The sequence below is a fragment of the Enterococcus sp. E4-223 genome (assembly GCF_035727065.1).
In the GTDB taxonomy this organism is placed as follows: domain Bacteria; phylum Bacillota; class Bacilli; order Lactobacillales; family Enterococcaceae; genus Enterococcus_B; species Enterococcus_B faecium.
The window spans coordinates 26,524-47,157 of record NZ_JAPMLH010000002.1 but is presented as its reverse complement, the minus strand read 5'-3'; the positions used below and the strand labels follow the sequence as shown (position 1 = coordinate 47,157).

The window sequence follows — 20,634 nt, the reverse complement described above, 5'->3', positions numbered from 1 at the left end:
CACCTCATCATGTTGTTTCTCCTTTTTTCTTTTTCTTGTGGACCCACAAAAACAGCAAAATCAACCATAACACTAGAACTGCAGCAACCAATCCTGCATAAAGCCATGGGAAAGATTGTTCTTGTACTGCAAAAACGGAATTTTCATTTACTTTTTGTGCTTTTTCTTTTTTGATCGTAAAGTTTTGTGTAAATCGCCATTCATTACTGTCGCCTGATTTTGCTATGATTTCTGCGCGGTAATCGCCGGCTTTTGCTTTATCACCAGCTAAATCAAGATTCAAGTGAAAATTCGAATTTGGTGCAACTAAAAATGCATTAGAGGTATTTTCAATATAAAGCTGATTTTCATAAAAGATCTTGCTCGTAAATATCAAATTGCTGATAATCCTAGGCTGAGGATTTTGGAAACGAAGCTGAACAATTGGCTTTGCGTTGACCTCGTCCAAATCTCCTGATAAAAGTTTCAGATCCGGTTCTATCGTCTCTTGACTTTCTTGTAAAACGACTGCGAGATTATAAGCAATACGATTTTTGATTTGTGCTCCTTCTGTAGCATTTTCTGTTTCAGCTTCTTCTTTAGGTGAAACATGAATACCCGCTAATACACGTCCCTTAAAGCTTTTTGCTGGGATTTTCACTTCTATAGGTACAGTTGTTTCTGCATGTGCTGATACATTGATTTCCTTTTTCGCAATGAGCAAAACGTCACGGACATCAAACGGCAATGTCTCATCTAACGTTGTTTTTTTTTGACTATAATCGATCGTTCCACCATCACTCGTTACCGCCGGATTGACAGAGACCTCAAATGTTCGTTCTTCATCTGAAGAATTGCTGATAATTACTTCTAGTGTCTGATTTTGTTCCGGTGCCACTAATAAATCAAAATAACCGATTGCTTTATCTATTTGGTTCTCTGGAAATACCGGTTTGATTCCAAAGTCTCCTGCTGAATCCTTTGCTTGACTGATTGACGGAAAAATGAAAAATAGACTTAAAATAGAAAAAAACGAAACAAACAGTCGTTTACTTTGATTCATTGTCCACCACATCCTTTCAACAACAACTGCGGTAAAAGATCCTTCACCTATAGTATTTTCACCGCAGTTTGTTGAATTTATTTCATACTCTATGCTACTGGGCCAGCCACGAGGTTCCAAGTCAAATCAGCCGTGAATGTTCCAGCTGCTGCTTTCGGCACTTTCAGTGTGATATTTGCTGGATCATAAACAGAAAGCCATGTTCCCAGACCTTGATCTTTTGCTGCTGTAAATATTGGTGTCGCTGCACTTGCTTTACTCAACCCAGTTACAGCTTGACTAGTTGGTGCAGTGGTTTCGTTATCTGACGTACTTTTCACAGTGGATGTTCCAAAATCTAATTCAGCGCCTTGCAAAACTTGTGAACCGTTTACAAAATCTGAAACCGAAACTGTCACGTCCCACCCTTGTGCTTGGCCATCTGCACCTACACCTCGACGATCTGATACTTGGAGATAAGGTGTATCGTTTTTTGAAGCGTCTACTTGATACGTTTTTGTTCCGCTTTCAATCTCGTGTGTACCAAATGGCAATTCAGGAACTACATCCAATGTTAAAGAACCTGTCTGGCCAGTTGCTGGATTTTCCGGATCTGCTGGCTCTACTGGTTTTGAAGGATCAGTCGGGTTAAGAAGCTCAACGGTATTTGTTGGTTCAGTAAAGGTAATATCTCCTTTTGAAGTCGCTTGACCCTCAGCAAAAGCTGGTGTTGCCAAGCCGCCTAGAAGAAGTGTTGAAAGTAATAATGTCCCAATCATGTTCTTTTTCATAATAAATCACTCCTTTTTCTTAGTGACCTAAGTATAGTAGAGACAGTATGCAAAAAATCCTCATGAATTCATCCGCTTACTTGAAATTATGACCCTTTTTGTATAAAAGAGAAAAAAACAATAAAATCGTTTACATGAATATTCTTCCTTTTTTATTAAGTATGAAAAAATATTTCAATTTTATTTTTTCGTTTCAAATTATTCTATTAGTGACATCCTTGAACTATAAAAATAGGAGTACGGCATCATCTGCCGCACTCCTATTTTTTTCGTCATTTATTTCTTAAATAAAACGATTCTCACGCAATTTTATTTTTTTGATATCTTCTACTGTTTGTGTTCCAGCTAATTGCATGACCATTTCCAATTCTGTTTTAAAGAAATCAAACACTTGATGGACTCCTGTACTTCCTCCTAAAGACAATCCATAAATAACGGGTCTGCCAATAGCAACAAGATCGGCACCTGATGCGATTGCTTTGAAAACATGTTGTCCACGTCGTACACCGCTGTCAAACACGATTGGTACACGTTTATCTACTGCTTCTGCCACATATTGCAACGAATCAAACGCAGCAGGCCCCCCATCTAATTGACGGCCACCATGGTTAGATACCCAAATTCCACCAGCACCAGATTCTAATGATCGATAGACATCTTCTTCTGATTGAACACCTTTCACGTAGACTGGCAAATCAGAATGAGCAGCGATAAATTCTACATCTTTTGGACTAAGTTTTTGTTTGGAAGATTTATATACAGCATCCATCGTTTGGCCTACTCCTGATTGATAAGCCTGAACGATCGGCATTGGCAGCGGGAAGGTAAACCCGTTTCTGCGGTCTGTTTCACGGTTTCCGCCAACTGTTGCATCCGCTGTCAATACGATTGCTTTTGCTCCATTACGCTTGGCCACTTCAAGAATATCCAAATTGATTCCATTATCTTTGCTCATATAAAATTGAAACCATTGCGGTGCTTTCTCCCCGCCTGCTTCTCTTATCTCTTCTAAAGTACAAGAAGCGTAAGAACTTGCTGTATAGATCGTCCCAAAATCTGCTACACCTTTTGCAGAAGCTTTCTCCGCCTTCACATGAGCTAATCCATGAGCAGCAACTGGTGCCATGATGATTGGTGCAGTCAGTATTTCTTCGTCAAAATGTGTAGTTGTATCGGGTAATTCTACATCTCTTAATACATGAGGAATAATCAAACGATGATTGAATGCCCGTTCATTTTCTTGATAAGTAAATAAGTCGCCAGCACCACTGCTGATGTAACCATAACCACCAGCTGGAATCACTTGTGAAGCCGCGATTTCTAAATCTTCCATATTGATAAAATCTACTATTCCTTCATTTGTACCTGCTTGATATGTTTTTTCCATCTCAATGCCTTCTCTCTATAAAATTAGAATGATGAACAATATGATAGCGTTTACACTTTTTATATTACTCTTCGACATTGATACAGGCAAATAATCTGTTTACATTTCAGCCATTCCAGATGTCACTACTCTGGAAGAAATGATTGTAATAAAAATAGATAAAAAACCGATGGGACTTTGACAAAATTCGTGTCAAAGTCCCTTTTTTTGAATAAACGGTGTTCAAAAGCCATTTTCTCGGTATTAAGTCAAATTTATGCAAAAATGTGGAAAGCCATTTTCACAAAATTTTTCTTACTACTCGAAACTAAGCGACTTTTTCACAACCTCTCGATAAAACGGTGTTCAATCAGCTGACCCTCGGTATTAGCTCAAAAAATGGCAAAATATGAGGAACTATTTTGCCATTTGTCTCTCTAATACTCAGGTCAGAACTCTGACTTCACAGTCTCTTCCTTAAACGGTGTTCTCCTGCCAACTCCTCGGTCACAAGTCACAATATTCAACAAACATGAGAAGCTGTTTTTTGAAATTGTTCCTTGTGACTCGGAGCTGAACGGCAGGCTCACGACCTCTTTCTTAAACGGTGTTCAAAAGCTTGCATCTGCGGTAATAAGTTCAACCAAACGAAAAATAGGAGGAGCTATTTTTGTTTGGCTGTTCTTATTACTTGATGCAGGGCAGCTTTTTCACGACCTCTGATTCACGGTGTTTCTTTTTCATCAACATTTTTACGAAATACTGTGGAAGACTATTGAAATAAGTGTGGATTGTTTCTTTGTGTTTCAATCGTTTCTTGCCATTCTTCATTTAATTTTGGATTACCGTTTTCTTCCTTGAACTCATAAGGTCCTAATTCAAAAAGCCCAGACAGTATTTGATTCACGATTTCATATAGTTCAGTGTGATCAGACACATGATTCTTGAAGATCATCTCATTATAACCACGTTTGAACCTCACATTCGGGCTCTCATGATGAACCTCTATGCATTTTTCTCCTTTTTTTAACTGACGGACTTCTGAAAACATCTCATAAATATCTTCTCCAGTAAAACCTTCAGCAAGCGCCAGACTGTCCACAAGACCGCCTACTGTCAGTTCAGAGATTATTGCTTGATTGGAATCTAATTTTAATGTATAGCTTGTCGCTTCTACTACGCCACATGCATTGCAACCGCCTTCTGATAGTTCGCTTTTTCTAATCAATTGAACTTCTTTCATTTTCTCTTCCTCCTCTTAATTTTCTACTTATGTATTTTTATCACCTGACATAGGTGACTCCTATCAACGCTATCATGTGCTTTTTTCCTCAGAAATCCTATTTATCCATTCCATCTATCCCTTATTCTTCTACTTTTCTTTCTCTAGCATATAAGAGATACGCATAGTATTCAAGCAAGGATTGTCGATATAAAAAGAACAAATACTGCTATTTTGATTTCTTTTGGCTATATTACATATAAATAAAATTTATCATACCTGCTCTTTTTGACTATATCATCATCTGACTTCTATACTTCGTTTGTATTAAAACTTAGGAGGAATCATTCATGCTTACAGGGTTAAACTTATTAAATAATCCTTTTCTAAATAAAGGAACAGCTTTTACAAAAGAAGAACGGGCAAAATATGGAATCACTGGTATGCTTCCAAGTACTGTCCAAACACTGGAACAACAATCTGTTCAAGCTTATGGTCAATACTTAAGCAAACAAACAGATTTGGAAAAACGTATCTTCTTAATGAATCTATTCAATACGAATCGGACGTTGTTTTATAAATTGATGGGCGAACATTTAGTTGAATTCATGCCTGTCGTTTATGATCCTGTCGTCGCGGATTCAATCGAACAATACAACGAAATTTTCTTGAAACCGCAAGATGCTGCATTTCTTTCAATCGACGAACCAGAAAACATCAAAGCAAGTTTGAAGAACGCGGCAGATGGACGAGACATTCGTTTGATTGTTGTGACTGATGCAGAAGGAATCTTAGGTATGGGCGACTGGGGTGTGAACGGTGTTGACATCGCTATCGGCAAATTGATGGTCTATACTGCTGCTGCTGGTATTAATCCAGCACAAGTTTTGCCTGTATCGATCGACGCTGGTACTAATAATGAAGAATTATTGAATAATCCCTTATACTTAGGCAATCGTCATGCTCGTGTAGAAGGCGAAACTTACTATGAATTCATCGATCAATTCGTTCAATCAGCTACCGAATTATTCCCAGAATTGTTATTGCATTGGGAAGATTTTGGACGAGGAAATGCTGCAGCGATCTTAGAAAAATACGAAGATCAAATCACTACTTTCAACGACGATATCCAAGGTACAGGAATTGTTGTCCTAGCAGGTGTATTAGGCGGATTGAATATATCCGGTGAACAATTGAAAGATCAAATAATTTTGACATTTGGTGCTGGTACTGCTGGTGTGGGTATCGCAAACATCCTTTTAGATGAGATGATCCGTCAAGGTGTACCTGAAGAAGAAGCACGCCAACATTTCTATCAAGTAGATAAACAAGGTTTATTGTTTGAAGATACAGAAGGATTGACTCCTGGTCAAATCCCATTCGCTCGCAAACGCTCAGAATTCACTAATGCTGATGAATTGACAAACTTAGAAGCAGTTGTAAAAGCGATCCATCCGACAATCATGATTGGTACTTCTACCCAACCTGGAGCATTCACTGAAGAAATCGTGAAAGAAATGGCTGCTCATACACCACGTCCGATCATCATGCCTTTGTCTAATCCAACAAAATTGGCAGAAGCAAAAGCAAAAGATTTAATAGAATGGACGGACGGAAAAGCATTAGTTGGAACAGGTATCCCTGCTGCTGATGTTGAATATAATGGTGTAACTTACCAAATCGGTCAAGCAAATAATGCTTTGATGTACCCAGGTTTAGGACTTGGTTTGATTGCTTCAACAGCTACACGAGTAAATGCTGAAATCATTTCTCAAGCTAGTCGAGCATTAGGCGGAATCGTTGATGTAACAAAACCAGGAGCAGCTATCTTGCCTCCAGTAGCAAAAATCACTGAATTTTCTCAAACGATTGCTGAAACTGTCGCAAAATCAGTTGTCGCACAAAACTTGAATCGTGAAGAAATCACGGATATCAAAGAAGCAGTTGAATCTGCTAAATGGGTTCCTGAATATAAATCTTTAGAAGATTAAGATCGTTATAGTAAAAGAACATACAGAAACTTTGTATGACGTCTAAAAAGAAAAAAGCGACTGCGGCAAAACAGCGGCCAGCCAACTCCTGCTCTTTTGCCGCTTTTCTTTGGCTTTTTTCATATGATACAGAATAAGAAAGGATCTGTAAAAATGGCACAAAAAACAACAACTGCAACTGCAGTTGAGGAAAAGAAAAAAGAAGGTTTTTGGTCCACAAAAATCACCGGCGTAAGTTTGCCACTTTATTTGATCATGGTCCTTGTCCTGATCATTGCAATGGCTTTAGGGAAATTACCGACGAATATGATTGGACCAATCGCAGTTTTGGTTATTTTCGGTAATTTATTTCATTTTATCGGGACAAAAATCCCTATCGTCAAAAGTTATTTGGGTGGTGGTTCCGTTTTTGCGATCTTCGCTTCTGCTGCGATTGCTACATTTGGGATCTTACCTGAATATGTAGTGAAATCCACAGAAAACTTTGTCAGCAATATGGGCTTTTTGGACTTTTATATTGCTGCCTTGATTACTGGTAGCATCCTTGGTATGAACCGTAATCTATTGATGAAAGCTTCTGTTCGTTTTATTCCCGTTGCACTTATTTCAATGGTCGTCTCCTTTTTTGCCGTAGGACTCGTGGGCATGCTTATCGGAAATGGTTTTGCAAATTCCGTTTTATACATCTCATTACCTGCGATGGCTGGTGGTGTTGGAGCCGGAGCCGTTCCTTTATCAACGATTTATGCAAATGTTTTAGGTACGGATGCTTCTTCTATCATTTCCCGCCTGATTCCTGCTACAGCAATGACAAATGTCTTAGCTATCATCGGTGCAGCATTAGTTGCTCGTGCTGGACAATCAATGCCAAAATTCAACGGCAATGGTAAATTAATGGAAAAAGGCGATCTTGGCGATGGAAAACCTCGAACTGTGAAACCTTCCATTCCACAGTTAGGTGTTGGTTTGATGGTATCATTGACTTTCTTCATCTTAGGACAAATTGGTAACTATTTTGTTCCTAAAGTCCATGCATACGCATTTATGATTATTATCGTTGTCATCTGTAAAATCGCCAACCTATTACCAGAATATTATGAAGATGCAGCTATCATGTTCAATAACTTGATTGTCAAAAACTTGACAGCAGCTGTTCTTGCCGGTATCGGTATTGCGTTGCTGAATCTGAATGTATTAGCTTCTGCTTTGACATGGCAATTTGTTGTCTTATGTCTGACAAGTGTTATCGCGATTTCAGTTGTTTCAGGATTTGTCGGTCGTTTGTTTGGTTTATATCCAATTGAATCAACTATTACTGCTGGCTTATGCAACAACTCGATGGGCGGAACAGGAAATGTAGCCGTCTTATCTGCAGCTAATCGGATGGAACTTATTGCTTTTGCTCAAATGGGCAATCGACTTGGTGGTGCCATCGTTTTGATCATCTCTGGTTTCTTGATGCAATTACTTTCTTAGTCAAAAAAACAAAAATACCTGATCATCAAGTATCGGCTTGATGATCGGGTATTTTTTTGATAAAGATTTACAGGATTTTCAAAAATCTTTTTTGCATTTTATCGGAATGATAACCGATGTGTTCATAAAATTGGTGTGCTTCTACTCTGTATTCTGCAGAATTAAGCCTTATTGCCGTTATTCCTCGTTTTTTCGCTTCTTCTTCTACGCCAGTCATCAAAGCCTTTCCGATGCCTCTTTTTTCAGCATATTTAGACACAGCAAGTGCCATAATATTGAACATTGGATCGCTAAAAATCGATTCATAGGACTCCGCTTGTACATAGCCAGCTGCTTTTTTAGAAGTAGGATCTTCATAAACCAAGAAAAAATTTTTCTCTGGCTCCTTCAGCAGTTTCTTCATTTGTCTCACCGTAACGGTTAATGGTATATCATACCCTAATTGATCCGCATTGATTTCACGTAGTGCTTCTGCATCTTCTAAACGCATTTCCCGTAACATCCAAATCACCAGCCAATTTCTGATTTTTTAAAATGAATTTTTTTATCATAGTATACTCTTTTTTTCATTTAAAACAATATGTTTCAGTGATTTTGACTTGCGTTAGTCTAGATTCTCCTAATGTTTGTAAGATGACAAAGGCATTGTAACAATTAACCAAAAGAACCACGAGGACAATTACTTGAAAAATAAAGGTCACTTTTTTTGGAGACAAAATCCTGCTAAATTTTGCTCCCCACAAACCTCCAATAACAGCAGCGGGGATAATATAAAACAACATAGATAAATCAAAGCGCATAAAGCCACTTGTTAAAGCAATCGTTACTAATTTAGCCAGTTGAGAAAAGAAAATCGTAGATAGAGAATACAGCGTTGCTTCTTTTATTGGCAAGGCAAACATCAGCATCAGCAATGAAACATTGATGGGTCCACCACCGATACCTAAAAAGCTAGCTAAAAAGCCCAAGATCACCCCACATATAAGATACCAAATCCATGACGTTAGATGAAATTTTGGCTGATGATGCTTGGTGTAGAAGAACGCAAAAACCAAGGTCAATACCGTCAAGAAAATTTGGATCAGCTGCACATGCTTTTCATTTTCAAACAACCGTAAAAAAACTTCGAATACAATGTTACCGGCTATTCCTCCAACTACAGCTCCACCAGATACCCAACCGACAATCTGCCAATTCAGCGATTTCCCACTTGATACTTGTCGCACTGTCGAAACAATAGACATCGTGAATACCGCAACCGTTGAGTAAAAAGAAATACCTGCAATAGAATGGGCACCGATAAGATCAAGAATCGGTTTGATCAACACGCCTCCGCCCATGCCGGAAATAGCGCCAACTGTATTTGCCAGAACGATCACCACAAAATAAATCAGACCAATCATATCATCTTGTATATCCTTTCTCTTATTTATATCTTTTAGCGATTTTTACTCTTTGCTTATATTATACAGTAAAAGAAACGAACGAGGCTTCGAAAGCTTTTCTACTTTTTAAGGAAATGTAGTACTAAACGAAAAGAGGTTGTGAAAAAGCTGTCCTGCATCAAGTAATAAGAACAGCCAAACAAAAATAGCTCCTCCTATTTTTCGTTTGGTTGAACTTATTACCGCAGATGCAAGCTTTTGAACACCGTTTAAGAAAGAGGTCGTGAGCCTGCCGTTCAGCTCCGAGTCACAAGGAACAATTTCAAAAAACAGCTTCTCATGTTTGTTGAATATTGTGACTTGTGACCGAGGAGTTGGCAGGAGAACACCGTTTAAGGAAGAGACTGTGAAGTCAACGTTTTGACCTGATTATTAGAGAAACAAATGGCAAAATAGTTCTTCATATTTCGCCGTTTTTCGAGCGAATGCTGAGGGGCAGCTGATTGAACATCGTTTATTTGGAAAAAGGGATTGTGACAAGACGTTTGTCACAATCCCTTTTTTTATATCTTATTAATTCATTCATTCTTTTGTTCTATTCTTCTTCTTCCGCCATGAATGTATTGAATACTTCTTCAATCATGTCCCACTCTGCGTCTGTTTCGATTTGTTCTAACTCGCCTTCTGTTCCATCTTCGTTTTCGATGTATGCATAAGCTTGTAATTCTACATCTTCATCTTCTGAAACACCAGCAGGATATAAAAGAACATAGTTACGTCCAAATTCTTCTTGTCCGTCAACTGTTAGTAGGATTTCATATAATGTTTCATTTCCTTGGTCATCCACCAATGTGATGTGTTCGTGTCCTTCATGGTCGTGGGAATGGTTATGTTCTGTCATAAGATTACCTCTTTTCTTTTATTATTAAAATAATTGCTTACCTGAGCCGTCTAAATAATTTTGTAAGATCATCACAGCTGCTAATTTATCGATGACTTTTTTTCGTTTGGCTCTTGAAGTATTTGCCTGCTCTACTAGCATACGTTCTGCCTGAACAGTGGTTAATCGTTCATCTTGATAATCAACTGGCAAGGAGAATAGTTCTTTGATCTTTTCTCCGTATGACATGGAAGCCTCTGCCCTTGGTCCGATGGAATTGTTCATATTTTTAGGTAATCCAACTACAAACCGGTCTACTTCATATTGTGCTACTAATTCCTTCAACCGATCAAAGCCAAACTCTTCTTCTGCTTCATTGATCCGAATGATCTCTACTCCTTGAGCTGTCCAGCCAAAGGGGTCACTGATAGCAACACCTACTGTCTTAGAACCGACATCCAAGCCCATTACTCTCATAAATTCACTCCATGATTTGAGAGGTAGTCCTTGACAATTACTTCCATGATCTCATCGCGTTCGTGACGGCGAATCAAATTTCGAGCATCACGATAACGAGGAATGTAGGCCGGGTCTCCAGAAAGCAAGTAGCCGACAATCTGATTGATTGGATTGTAGCCTTTTTCTTCCAAAGCCCGATAAACAATCGCTAATGTTTCGCTCACTTCTTTTTTGCGACTATCGTCAAAACCAAAACGTACGGTTTCATCTGTAAAACCCATGATTCTACACCTCTTTCCCGCAAGGTAATTCCAGCTTACCTTCTACAACCTTATTTTACTCGAAGAAAGGGAAAACTACAAACAAATATTCCAAACTTCCGAATAAATTAAGAAACACTATTTGTATGTTTTTTTCCTTTTTTCTGTAGCTTTATCAAAAGTACTCTTTTCATAAAGTATACGCTATATTTCTTTGAATGTATGTTTTTACACAATTTTTTCATAATATTCATAAAAAATTCGAATAGCTGCTACTAATTTTTTGTTTTTGTTGCTTGTCCTGTCTCATAATTGATCGTGTAGCCATCTTGAACATTGTAGATAAAGACATTGAATTCAATTTTTTTGTCTTCAATGCTTTCTGCTTCCAATTGCACTCCCCTGGCTACCAGTTCATTCCCCTCAAAATGAGGAGTGACACGGTAGCGTACATGATGATTTGTTTCTTTGATATATGCCGCAATATCATTTTCGTGAGCAAGCATGTATGGAGCATTCAACGAACGTGTCCCTGTCATCAAGTTTTTAATGTTGTTATTTTGACCAGTCAGCTGGAAACCAATTAAATGGCTGCGATTATATAACCATTGCCCGTCACTTAATTTCTTTTGTTTCCAACCTGTCGGGTCAATATACAAAGGCTCTCTCTTTTCAGTAGGGAACAAATCTTTTCCAAGCATAGCATTGGCTTGTCCTACTCTGTTCAATTTATCAATATTTGAATAGCTTTCCCATGTCCCTTTGGAAAGGCTAAGATCCTCTTTTGTAAATTCCGGCTGATTCCCATTGATTTCTATTTCTTGATGTTTTCCATCATATTCTGGCACATCCGCTACTTGAGAAGCTTGTGGTGTGGAATCAAAAATAGTTGTAATCTGCTGAAAGATATCTGAATCTTTTTGTGTGGTGGAAACACCAAATGCCCCTGCAATCACAGCAGCGACAATCCCCACGATCGCCTTGGTTGTTTTTTTGCTCATTTCTTTACTCCTTTACTAACAGCTCCCTAAATCTTAACATATGTTCCCCTATAAATAAATACTGGAAAGAAATAGAAACAGCAAAAAAATAAAACCAATTTTAAGATGGTTTAAAAATACAAAAAAGAGACGGATTCCTCGTCTCTAATCAGTCACCACTCTATCTGTAAGGTATTTATTATTATTCAAAAATTTTCTTCATACTCAAGACAATACACTGATTTCACAACCGCTTGGTAAACGGTGCGCAAAAACTTGCATCTGCGGTAATAAGTCCATCCAAGTTAAAAACATAAGAAGTTGTTTTTGCTTGGCTGTTCTTATTACTTGTTGCAGAGCAGCTTTTTCACAACCTATTTTAAGCGGGTGACGGGAATCGAACCCGCGACATCAGCTTGGGAAGCTGGGATTTTACCACTAAACTACACCCGCAATACAAAAACAGTATACGCCTCTTTTATTCCTTCCTCAAGTTTTTTTATTCTTTACGCTTCTGGTATGTTTTGTAGTAAAATAAAACTAATCAATCAATTATTGGAGAAGATGCTATGACGGGAAAAGAATTAGATCTGTTGCTGGACACTTGTTTACTCGCTGGGAAAATCATGATGGAAAGCAATGCGGAGATGTATCGGGTAGAAGATACGATGAGTCGAATTGCTTTAGCTTCTGGAAATTTCCGTTTGGTCAGCTATGTCACTCAAACCGGTCTCTTTATTGGTCTTGATCGTACCTCGACCATCCGAATGGAACAAATTACCAACCGTTCGATTAATTTAGAAAAAGTAGTAAAAGTAAACGATCTTTCACGTAAATATGTTGCTTCAGAGCTAACATTAGAAGAACTTTACTGCGAACTGCAAGCAATCGACCGAGACCGTTCTTTCTTTCCTGTCTGGTTGCAAATCGTTAGCGCGGCAGTGATCAGTGGAACAATTATGGTGTTATTTGGCGGAAAGATGACCGATTTACCTGTGACTTTAGTCATTGGAGGATTGGGATACGCAGCTTATCTATATAGTTTGAAATTTTTTAGAATCAAATTTTTATCGGAATTTTTATCTTCTTTATTGATTGGCATAGCCGCTATCTACAGCGTACGTTTTGGCTTAGGAAGCAATCAGGATCTAATCATTATCGGATGTGTGATGCCTTTAGTTCCTGGAGTTCAAATTACGAACGCTATCCGTGATTTGCTAGCTGGACATTATGTCTCAGGAGTTTCTCGCGGAACAGAAGCGATGATGACTGCTACGATGATCGGTTTTGCGATTGCTTTTATTTTCCAGCTTTTTTATTAGGAAAGGAACACAAGTATGGGGACGATATTTATTCAGTTTTCTTTTAGTTTTTTAGCGACTGCGGCATTTGCCGTTATTACAAATGTACCTAGGCGTTCATTGATTTGTTGTGGTCTTTCTGGTGCTTTTGGCTGGATGATCTACTGGATCTGTTTTCAAATAGGCGGATCTGCTGCTTTTGGTTCATTGCTTGGTTCTTTAGGAGTAGCATTCATCAGCGATCTTTTCTCTAAACGTTTGAAAATGCCCGTAACGATTTTCAATATTCCCGGGATGGTTCCTCTAGTCCCTGGTGGTTTAGCTTATCAAGCGGTTCGGAATCTCGTTACTGAATCCTATCGAGAAGCGGCTCATTATGCGGTCCAAGCCATTATGATTGCTGGAGCAATCGCTTTAGGTCTTGTATTATCAGAAGTCTTTAACCATAACATCCGTAATTTCAAAGTAAAGCGTGACGCAATCATGATGAAACGAAAAAAACGGCTTTTTAAATAAACGAAGTGTAACAAAGAAAAGGTTGTGAAAGAGACGTTCAGCCTTGAGCGATGACAAAATATCTCACAAACATTGCGACAAGTAACCGCAGGAGCAATAAGAAGTAATTATGAGTATTAAAAAAAGTTTTGTAAAAATAGCTTCTCACATTTTTACATAAAATTGACTTAATACTGAGAAACTGACTTTTGAACACCCTCTATCTGTAAAAAAGGGGCTGCGACATGATTTTTGTCACGGCCCCTCTTCTTTATTCAAATTTTTTCCAAAACGTTCGTTGATAATAAACGATCCATAGAGCGGAAAGTATTAGAACTAAACCGATCACAGGAATATTCACTAACCAAAATGGATAAAACAAAGCCAACATTCCGTATAAGACGATAAGAATAATACTGATGATCAATGAACCCATCATAGTTGCGACTAAACCCAAACTTCCTGAACCTCTGTTAAATAATTGGTTAATATTGGTCCAGTTCAGCAGCAGCAACCGATAATCTCTAGCGAAATAACGTAGTGACAATAAGTAGCAGCCGAATAAAGAACCAAATAGCAAGCTAGGGATAAAAAACAAAGGCAGCCGAAAAGACAGTCCGCTTAATAATGCGATCCCACCAGTTAAAAAACTCTGCAATATCCATCCGAATCTGAACTTTTCTTTTAAATATTGGTTCATAGAGATTGGCAAAGAACGGATAAACAGAAAATTTTCTTGATCCAAAGAAATAAGATTACTGATAAAAGAAGTCTGATTAACTGTTAAGAAAGCCAATGCGATCCCTACCAGGAAAACAACACCGATTAACTTATTATCTAAATCAGTTAATTTTATTTCGCCTCCTAGGGCAAAAGCAAGAATAAAAATGATTGGAGTTAACAAGGAAGAAGAAAGAACTTGCATAATCAAATTAGGTTCTTTTACTAATTGAGCATTGTAACTAAATAAAAGCTGATGCACATTTTGGTTCTTTTTATGGGTTCTTTTTATTTTGAACTCACTGTTTGAATCAGTCAGTTGCTCTGTAAGCTTTGGTACTATCAGCTGTTTTACAGCAAGGAAAAATCCCAGAGCCATGATAGCTAGTATTCCCCAACCCAATAAACCTTGTTGAGAAAGTGGCTGACTGGCAGCATCATAGAATGGCAATAATATCGAAATCGGATGCCGATCTGTTAACTCATTTTCAATAATAGTCCCCGTTTGATGATTCATCCACATGATTCCAGCAAATGCGATCAGCATCGAGCTGCCAAGCAAGATACTAGAAACTGTTTTTCTATGTTTTTTAAACACTGCTGTTCGAGCCAAACCAAAAACAATCAAACTAGCCAGACAAAAAAGAATAATCAAAAATAGAGAAAACAAAAGGATTGAGATAATGATAGTAAGCAAAATCCCTAGATCAGCTCGCCATCCGGTTAAAATAAACATGACTAGAAGCGGAAAAACAAAAGGAATGATGGTCAAAGCAACTACCAAAATCTTTGCTGAAAAAACCTGTCCTTGTCCAAAAGGCAGAGGCAAAAATACTTGCAGGTCATTTCCTTCAAAAAAGATATTATAAATGACTGATATACTTTGAGTTAAACCTAACATACCAAAAAGTGCCACGTAATAAGTAAAGAAACCTGGCAATTTAACAAAGTTCATAGCAAACATAGCAAATCCGTAAATCAGTAAAAAAATCAGCCCTGAAAAAAGATTTTGAGACAAAAGATAGATAGTTAATCGCTTTCCCTTTTTTCCTTTCTCTCTTGCTTTATTCGTGAGCTGTGGATTAACATATAAAAGATTAACTCGAATTAATTCTAATAATTGTCGCTTATACATACGGTCCATCTCCTGTCGCTTGCCTTCCAGCCATTTTCAAATAAATCTTTTCTAGCGTTTCATCAGGTGAGCCATTCAATAATTCACTAACTGCCCCCTGATAAATCAATTCACCTTTCTTCAAAATAGCCAGTTTATCGCATAACTGTTGTGCGGTATCCAATACATGTGTAGAAAAAATGACCGTTTTTCCTTTTGCGGCATGAGCCTTCATCATTTCTTTCAAATCAAATGCTGCTTGAGGATCAAGTCCTTGCAAAGGTTCATCCAATACCCAAATATCTGGATCCGGCAGCAACGTGCCGATCAAAATCGTTTTTTGACGCATTCCATGTGAAAAACTTGCGATTGTTTCATTTTGATGACTATACATATCAAAAAGCGCTGTCAATTCTGCTAAACGCTTTTCTTTTTTTTGTGTGTCTAATTCATAGGCAGCTGAAATCAAGTCCCAATATTCTCCAGCCGTCAATTGTAAAAAAATATCTGGGGAATCAGGCACATAACCGATTTTTTGTTTGATACTCAAGCGATTTTCCGTCAATTTCATTCCATCTACTAAAATCGTTCCCGATGATGGTTCAATAATACTAACTAAACTTTTAATCGTAGTTGATTTTCCGGCACCATTATGTCCTAAAAATCCAAAAATTTCCCCTTGTCTTATCGAGAGAGACAAGTCTTTTAATGCTTGTTTTTTCCCGTAACTTTTACTTACATTGATGAATTCAATCATTTCTGTACTCCTTTTGTTTGTTATTACTTTTTATTGTACCCTTCGTTATTGGTGGAGTAAATGTCAAAAAGAGTGCATAACAAAAAAGGATAGAAACGACTAGGCTGCTACTTGGGTTGTTCTCTTCTACAGGAAAACACTCTTCTAACAGGTAAGATATGAGTCTTTGTTTTCTTTAAAATGATTCATTTTCTATCTTTTCTTGCATAAAATTCTTTAGTTTATCAATACTTCTCTTTCCCATCTCTAGTTGTTCTCCATTTGCAAATGTTACTATTTCGTTTACTCTGCTAATAGATGTGATGTTTTCAGTATTAATGATATAAGCTTTTAAATCTTTACATAAATACTCATATTCGAGTGATTTTTTATATTTTTTAATTGTGCCGTTTACGAGAATCTCTTCATCTTTCAATACTAGGCCTATTTTATTTTTATAACCTGGCATGCTCTTAGATAAAGGATTTCATCGTAATGGATATAGTGATCGCTATTACCATAACGGACAGTTGTCCACCTTTTTTTCGTAGCATGTTGAACAGGATAGTTTTCTTTTTCTTTCAATAAGTAACTTTGGATGCTTTTTTTATTTTTTTCATAAGTGAATTCTTTTATCAAATAACCACTAGGCGTAATCTTTCGATTAATAACAGTTATTGCTTTATTCGGATGAGACGTTAGATAAACAATTTTACACTTTTCATTCTTTTCTCTAAGCATTTCGCCTAGTTCAATACCGCTATAATAGGCGTTCAAATCGATGTCTAGGAAAAAAATATCTGAGGAATAGATTTCATTATTTTTAATGAATTCAACAAATTGTATAACGTTCAATCCCTGAACGATCTCAAATTTCCAAGGACTTAATAAAATTCTAGATTCTTCCAAAATTTCTACTAGCATTTTTTCAAAAACCAAACTATCATCCAAAATAAATATACGCGTTACCATAAAAAGTACCTCCACTCGATATTTTACTATCAAAATCATTTCATACAACTTTTCAACATACATGTTAGGAATAAATTGTAATTCTCTTCACAATCTTTTCCAACACCTTTGAAACCGATATCAAATACTTTCAGGATGCTGCTTCTAAAATAAATATCAAACAAATGAATACATCATGAAAAAAAGCCAGACAACCGACGTCCTTGCGTGTCAGCTGTCTGAGCTATGTTTATTTATTTTGTTCTTTTAAAAAGAACGATACACATACTGATTTTTCGGAGCAGAGACTTTCTCAGCGTTTGTAACAACTACAGATGGGATTTCACGCTTGAATGGTTGATAATAGTCTGATTGGATGGTTCCTTCTATTTTATACCATTCATCATTTTTAACCGTTACTCCTTCCGGCATATGCGTCAACAAACCAAAGACTCCTGAATCTGCCACACAATGGATAATGCCGAATCGGAACAAGAAGATATCTGTATTGCTATCGTTCGGTGTTTGGTAAACAAATCCTTCATAGCTGATTTTTTTGCCAATGAATTCGCTAGGGTAATTATAAATTAACTCCATAACTTCTAAATAGTTTTCATCTGTAATCTTGATAGTTTGCTTATCCCCATACTTTTCTTTCAACTCATTCATTTGGTCTAAGTAGTCTGATTTGTTGAAATAAATACTGGTATCCGGCTTTAAGTATTGTGTCTGCATCTCCGGATCCCCTACTGATTCTTTACTTACTGGGAAATTAAATCCTTTGGCTTCTACGATCGTAGTGTCGAGACTAACTGTTGGAAACAACGTCCCCACGATTACTGGCAAAGCTAGCAGTACATAAGCGATTCCACGTTGATAAGGTTTTGACAACCCATGGCCATGGTCATGATCATGCTCATATGCCTTTTCCTCTGCTTTTCCGTTTTTGACCCACAAATACAGCTGAACTAAAGCCAAAAGAGCAGATAAAATCATTGAAAGAATAGCTAAGTAGCGATAATGGACATTGATATATTGATCGAGTTTGCCAGAAACTTGCAAGTACATCATCAATTCGAAATACCCAGATAAAATCAAAAACCGTAGCATATTTTCCCTCCTAAATAAATAATGTGAATCCAATAACGCTAAGGGCAATCAGTCCGATCAGCGATAAAATAAAGCGTCCTGTAAAATATTGTTTCATCATCAGTAGATTTTTGATATCGACCATTGGGCCAAAGACCAAAAAGGCAGCTACAGGTGCTGTGCCGAACAGACTTAACAAAGAAGATCCTATAAACGCATCTGCTTCTGAGCAAAGAGACATCGTAAAGGCCAATAACAGCAAGATGATAATGGCTAAAATCTTTGTTGAGCCGAGCGTTAGCATAATTCTAGTTGGTAAATAAGTCTGCATCGCAGCTGCGATTAATCCGCCAATGATCAAATAACGACCTGTATCAAAAAATTCGTCGATTGAATGTGTCAACACATGCCCAGTTTGATGGATCAGCTGATTTTTTGGTTCATTCTTCTCACTTTGTTCTTCTTCATGGACATGATGATGGTGATTTCCTGCTACTTTAGACGTGATTTTTTCTTTCAATACAGCGTCTTTTTGAAAATAGGCAAGCCAGACACCAATCACAAGGGCAACAAAAAAGCTGCCTATCACCCGCCAGCTTGCCATCTGCCAAGAATTGCCAAATGCGATAAAAGTGGAAAAAATCACGATTGGATTGATGATCGGAGCAGTCAGCATAAAAGCAAACGCTGTGTGAACTGGTACGCCTTTTTTAACAAATTGATGAACAATCGGTACGATGCCGCATTCGCATGAAGGAAAGAAAAATCCTAAGATCGAACCAGTAAAAATAGAGAATATACGATTTTCAGGAAGCCATCGCTTCACACGTTCTGGGGTCAAAAATACTTGTAAGGCACCTGAGATAAGACAGCCTAATAATACGAAAGGTAATGCTTCAATAACGATCGATAAGAAAATCGTACTCATCTGCAAAACCGAATTTGGAATAAAAGAAAACATGAGTTTCCTCCTTTTTATTTCTAGTTCATTCGCTTTGCAAATATACGCTTTTATTCAAAAAAAAACAAGTTGCTCTGTAAATTTTTACACAACTCTTATTTTTTACCAAAGCACTTCAATTGACTTTTTCTGTTATTCCCATTAAATTAAGGTCTCATACATATCACTTCTATCATAAAAGGGAGAATAAAAATGAAACAAACCACTAACTTGACTGAAGTTCAAGACATACTGCAACAGTCATCCGTTGCCGTCATTTATCTTTCGATGCCTAATTGCAGTGTTTGTCACGCTGTTCGTCCACGACTAGAGGAACTTCTCACACATTATGATATTCCGGCACTTCATTTGGATGCATTTGAAACACCAGAAGTAGCTAGTAAATTTGAAGTGCTGACTGCGCCAGTTGTCCTGATTTTTCATCAAGGAAAAGAAGTCTTTCGGCAAGCACGGTTCATCGACTTTAAAAAAATCCGTTATCTACTAGATGAACTGACAGCAGAAGATGATTCCCTTTCTTATGAAGAAATCTTCCGAACAAAATAATCGTTGTCCAAACAGAAAAAAGCGATTGAACAAGTGAAAGTTTTGCCTTCATTTGTTCAATCGCTTTTTATTTTTATTCTGCTGTATTTTCGGAATGCGCATTTGCGTCAGAATGCAAGAAATAGATCAAGGTTTGCAATTCATTCGTCAAATCAACATTTTGGATCAATACATCTGACGGAGCATTCAATCGAGCAGCGGTAAAGTTCAAGATTCCTTTGATTCCTGCTTCCGTTAACTGATTGACTACTTCTTGTGCTCTTTCAGCGGGTATCGTTAAAATTGCTACTTCGATTTGTTGGATCTTGATTTGTTCTGACATATCTTCCATTGGATAAACGGGGATACCGTCTACGATGCGCCCAACGATTTCCTCATTCACATCAAAAGCACAACTGATACGTATGCTATTACTTTGATGGAATTTGTATTTTAGTAAAGCACTTCCCAAGTTCCCTACACCGATCAGCGCAACATTTGTCAATTGATCGTCGTTTAATGTCTTTGCAAAAAAGTGCATAAGATCTTCTACATCATAACCATACCCACGTTTTCCTAATTCGCCAAAATAAGAAAAATCTCGACGGATCGTTGCACTATCTACTTGAACGGCTTCACTTAATTCAGTTGAAGACACTTTTTTCTTTCCAGCATTATTTAAAATCCTTAAATAGCGATAATACAAAGGCAGTCTTTTAGCTGTCGCCTTTGGAATAATATGATCTTTCACGAAATGACCTCCACGTATTGTCTAATTACATCTTTGATTTCTCCATCATAGCAGTATTTATAGGAAAAAATCAATTCCATTGCTCAGATATTGTGAAATTTTATTCTTTATTCATTTATTTATCATTTCTGCAAATCTCGCAGTATAATGGAATTTATGG

General features: G+C 37.4%; 20 protein-coding genes, 1 tRNA gene and 1 pseudogene. 5 read left to right on the top strand and 17 right to left on the bottom strand.

Features of this window, described 5'->3' with window-relative positions; all coding sequences use genetic code 11:
- Positions 1–7 precede the first annotated feature (7 nt).
- From OS139_RS02960 to OS139_RS02945, 4 genes are all read right to left on the bottom strand, one after another.
- Positions 8–1,042, bottom strand: a complete 1,035-nt coding sequence (locus tag OS139_RS02960; protein WP_002331585.1) for a DUF916 and DUF3324 domain-containing protein — start codon at positions 1,040–1,042, stop codon at positions 8–10.
- 89 nt (positions 1,043–1,131) lie between these two features.
- The gene (locus tag OS139_RS02955; protein WP_325066791.1) at positions 1,132–1,812 is read right to left on the bottom strand and encodes a WxL domain-containing protein; all 681 of its coding nucleotides are present in this window, start codon (positions 1,810–1,812) and stop codon (positions 1,132–1,134) included.
- Between the two features lie 283 nt (positions 1,813–2,095).
- A complete protein-coding gene (locus OS139_RS02950; protein ID WP_002331587.1) occupies positions 2,096–3,199 on the bottom strand; it encodes an alpha-hydroxy-acid oxidizing protein in 1,104 nt (367 codons plus the stop codon).
- Positions 3,200–3,950: 751 nt separating this feature from the next.
- Positions 3,951–4,421 carry a DUF4809 family protein gene (locus tag OS139_RS02945; RefSeq protein WP_002331588.1) on the bottom strand — a complete coding sequence of 157 codons (471 nt, stop codon included), beginning with the start codon at positions 4,419–4,421 and terminating at the stop codon, positions 3,951–3,953.
- 329 nt (positions 4,422–4,750) lie between these two features.
- Between OS139_RS02945 and OS139_RS02940 the strand changes: the two genes are divergently transcribed.
- Both OS139_RS02940 and OS139_RS02935 read left to right on the top strand, forming a co-directional pair.
- Positions 4,751–6,391, top strand: a complete 1,641-nt coding sequence (locus OS139_RS02940; RefSeq protein ID WP_002306156.1) for a malolactic enzyme — start codon at positions 4,751–4,753, stop codon at positions 6,389–6,391.
- A 153-nt stretch (positions 6,392–6,544) separates the two neighbouring features.
- Positions 6,545–7,867, top strand: coding sequence for a 2-hydroxycarboxylate transporter family protein (locus OS139_RS02935; protein WP_002301062.1), 1,323 nt, complete (start codon positions 6,545–6,547; stop codon positions 7,865–7,867).
- Between the two features lie 67 nt (positions 7,868–7,934).
- Here OS139_RS02935 and OS139_RS02930 read toward each other — a convergent pair whose 3' ends face one another.
- The 7 genes from OS139_RS02930 to OS139_RS02900 all read right to left on the bottom strand — a co-directional run bounded on the left by OS139_RS02930 (position 7,935) and on the right by OS139_RS02900 (position 12,284).
- Positions 7,935–8,369 (bottom strand): GNAT family N-acetyltransferase, encoded by a 435-nt coding sequence (locus OS139_RS02930; RefSeq protein WP_002306155.1) that lies wholly within the window; start codon positions 8,367–8,369, stop codon positions 7,935–7,937.
- Between the two features lie 64 nt (positions 8,370–8,433).
- Positions 8,434–9,270 (bottom strand): sulfite exporter TauE/SafE family protein, encoded by an 837-nt coding sequence (locus OS139_RS02925; RefSeq protein WP_002331589.1) that lies wholly within the window; start codon positions 9,268–9,270, stop codon positions 8,434–8,436.
- 577 nt (positions 9,271–9,847) lie between these two features.
- A complete protein-coding gene (locus OS139_RS02920) occupies positions 9,848–10,153 on the bottom strand; it encodes a DUF1292 domain-containing protein (protein WP_002290887.1) in 306 nt (101 codons plus the stop codon).
- A 24-nt stretch (positions 10,154–10,177) separates the two neighbouring features.
- A complete protein-coding gene (ruvX, locus tag OS139_RS02915) occupies positions 10,178–10,609 on the bottom strand; it encodes a Holliday junction resolvase RuvX (protein ID WP_002296503.1) in 432 nt (143 codons plus the stop codon).
- Positions 10,606–10,872, bottom strand: coding sequence for an IreB family regulatory phosphoprotein (locus OS139_RS02910; protein WP_002290885.1), 267 nt, complete (start codon positions 10,870–10,872; stop codon positions 10,606–10,608). The genes ruvX and OS139_RS02910 overlap by 4 nt, the downstream gene beginning before the upstream one ends.
- Before the next feature lie 254 nt (positions 10,873–11,126).
- Positions 11,127–11,852 carry a DNA/RNA non-specific endonuclease gene (locus OS139_RS02905; RefSeq protein WP_002296505.1) on the bottom strand — a complete coding sequence of 242 codons (726 nt, stop codon included), beginning with the start codon at positions 11,850–11,852 and terminating at the stop codon, positions 11,127–11,129.
- Positions 11,853–12,213: 361 nt separating this feature from the next.
- A tRNA-Gly gene (locus OS139_RS02900) sits at positions 12,214–12,284 on the bottom strand.
- 116 nt (positions 12,285–12,400) lie between these two features.
- Between OS139_RS02900 and OS139_RS02895 the strand changes: the two genes are divergently transcribed.
- Positions 12,401–13,153, top strand: coding sequence for a threonine/serine exporter family protein (locus OS139_RS02895; protein WP_002289867.1), 753 nt, complete (start codon positions 12,401–12,403; stop codon positions 13,151–13,153).
- Positions 13,154–13,168: 15 nt separating this feature from the next.
- Complete coding sequence (locus OS139_RS02890) at positions 13,169–13,648, top strand: threonine/serine exporter family protein (protein ID WP_325066790.1); 480 nt, start codon at positions 13,169–13,171, stop codon at positions 13,646–13,648.
- 250 nt (positions 13,649–13,898) lie between these two features.
- On the opposite strand, the gene OS139_RS02885 is transcribed toward OS139_RS02890, so the two are convergent.
- The 5 genes and pseudogenes from OS139_RS02885 to OS139_RS02865 all read right to left on the bottom strand — a co-directional run bounded on the left by OS139_RS02885 (position 13,899) and on the right by OS139_RS02865 (position 19,198).
- Positions 13,899–15,482 carry a hypothetical protein gene (locus OS139_RS02885; protein ID WP_002306131.1) on the bottom strand — a complete coding sequence of 528 codons (1,584 nt, stop codon included), beginning with the start codon at positions 15,480–15,482 and terminating at the stop codon, positions 13,899–13,901.
- Positions 15,475–16,218 carry an ABC transporter ATP-binding protein gene (locus OS139_RS02880; protein ID WP_002287741.1) on the bottom strand — a complete coding sequence of 248 codons (744 nt, stop codon included), beginning with the start codon at positions 16,216–16,218 and terminating at the stop codon, positions 15,475–15,477. The genes OS139_RS02885 and OS139_RS02880 overlap by 8 nt, the downstream gene beginning before the upstream one ends.
- A 175-nt stretch (positions 16,219–16,393) precedes the next feature.
- Positions 16,394–17,169, bottom strand: a pseudogene (locus tag OS139_RS02875) (LytR/AlgR family response regulator transcription factor).
- A gap of 246 nt (positions 17,170–17,415) precedes the next feature.
- Positions 17,416–18,258, bottom strand: coding sequence for a TIGR03943 family putative permease subunit (locus OS139_RS02870; protein WP_002306130.1), 843 nt, complete (start codon positions 18,256–18,258; stop codon positions 17,416–17,418).
- Positions 18,259–18,268: 10 nt separating this feature from the next.
- On the bottom strand, positions 18,269–19,198 hold the full coding sequence (locus OS139_RS02865) for a permease (RefSeq protein WP_002331607.1): 930 nt from the start codon (positions 19,196–19,198) through the stop codon (positions 18,269–18,271).
- A 192-nt stretch (positions 19,199–19,390) separates the two neighbouring features.
- Between OS139_RS02865 and OS139_RS02860 the strand changes: the two genes are divergently transcribed.
- The gene (locus OS139_RS02860; protein ID WP_002287745.1) at positions 19,391–19,744 is read left to right on the top strand and encodes a thioredoxin family protein; all 354 of its coding nucleotides are present in this window, start codon (positions 19,391–19,393) and stop codon (positions 19,742–19,744) included.
- Positions 19,745–19,817: 73 nt separating this feature from the next.
- Here the strand turns inward: OS139_RS02860 and OS139_RS02855 are convergent, their stop codons facing one another.
- Positions 19,818–20,474, bottom strand: coding sequence for a redox-sensing transcriptional repressor Rex (locus OS139_RS02855; RefSeq protein ID WP_002287746.1), 657 nt, complete (start codon positions 20,472–20,474; stop codon positions 19,818–19,820).
- Between the last annotated feature and the right edge of the window lie 160 nt (positions 20,475–20,634).

What these genes read in the sequence shown, in the direction of transcription:
- OS139_RS02870 (WP_002306130.1), bottom strand. Translation starts at nt 18,258, where the DNA reads ATGCTACGGTTTTTGATTTTATCTGGGTATTTCGAATTGATGATGTAC.
- OS139_RS02950 (WP_002331587.1), bottom strand. Translation starts at nt 3,199, where the DNA reads ATGGAAAAAACATATCAAGCAGGTACAAATGAAGGAATAGTAGATTTT.
- OS139_RS02940 (WP_002306156.1), top strand. Translation starts at nt 4,751, where the DNA reads ATGCTTACAGGGTTAAACTTATTAAATAATCCTTTTCTAAATAAAGGA.
- OS139_RS02920 (WP_002290887.1), bottom strand. Translation starts at nt 10,153, where the DNA reads ATGACAGAACATAACCATTCCCACGACCATGAAGGACACGAACACATC.
- OS139_RS02945 (WP_002331588.1), bottom strand. Translation starts at nt 4,421, where the DNA reads ATGAAAGAAGTTCAATTGATTAGAAAAAGCGAACTATCAGAAGGCGGT.
- OS139_RS02895 (WP_002289867.1), top strand. Translation starts at nt 12,401, where the DNA reads ATGACGGGAAAAGAATTAGATCTGTTGCTGGACACTTGTTTACTCGCT.
- OS139_RS02905 (WP_002296505.1), bottom strand. Translation starts at nt 11,852, where the DNA reads ATGAGCAAAAAAACAACCAAGGCGATCGTGGGGATTGTCGCTGCTGTG.
- OS139_RS02860 (WP_002287745.1), top strand. Translation starts at nt 19,391, where the DNA reads ATGAAACAAACCACTAACTTGACTGAAGTTCAAGACATACTGCAACAG.
- OS139_RS02865 (WP_002331607.1), bottom strand. Translation starts at nt 19,198, where the DNA reads ATGTTTTCTTTTATTCCAAATTCGGTTTTGCAGATGAGTACGATTTTC.
- OS139_RS02925 (WP_002331589.1), bottom strand. Translation starts at nt 9,270, where the DNA reads ATGATTGGTCTGATTTATTTTGTGGTGATCGTTCTGGCAAATACAGTT.
- OS139_RS02930 (WP_002306155.1), bottom strand. Translation starts at nt 8,369, where the DNA reads ATGTTACGGGAAATGCGTTTAGAAGATGCAGAAGCACTACGTGAAATC.
- OS139_RS02955 (WP_325066791.1), bottom strand. Translation starts at nt 1,812, where the DNA reads ATGAAAAAGAACATGATTGGGACATTATTACTTTCAACACTTCTTCTA.
- OS139_RS02890 (WP_325066790.1), top strand. Translation starts at nt 13,169, where the DNA reads ATGGGGACGATATTTATTCAGTTTTCTTTTAGTTTTTTAGCGACTGCG.
- ruvX (WP_002296503.1), bottom strand. Translation starts at nt 10,609, where the DNA reads ATGAGAGTAATGGGCTTGGATGTCGGTTCTAAGACAGTAGGTGTTGCT.
- OS139_RS02960 (WP_002331585.1), bottom strand. Translation starts at nt 1,042, where the DNA reads ATGAATCAAAGTAAACGACTGTTTGTTTCGTTTTTTTCTATTTTAAGT.
- OS139_RS02935 (WP_002301062.1), top strand. Translation starts at nt 6,545, where the DNA reads ATGGCACAAAAAACAACAACTGCAACTGCAGTTGAGGAAAAGAAAAAA.
- OS139_RS02910 (WP_002290885.1), bottom strand. Translation starts at nt 10,872, where the DNA reads ATGGGTTTTACAGATGAAACCGTACGTTTTGGTTTTGACGATAGTCGC.
- OS139_RS02880 (WP_002287741.1), bottom strand. Translation starts at nt 16,218, where the DNA reads ATGATTGAATTCATCAATGTAAGTAAAAGTTACGGGAAAAAACAAGCA.
- OS139_RS02885 (WP_002306131.1), bottom strand. Translation starts at nt 15,482, where the DNA reads ATGTATAAGCGACAATTATTAGAATTAATTCGAGTTAATCTTTTATAT.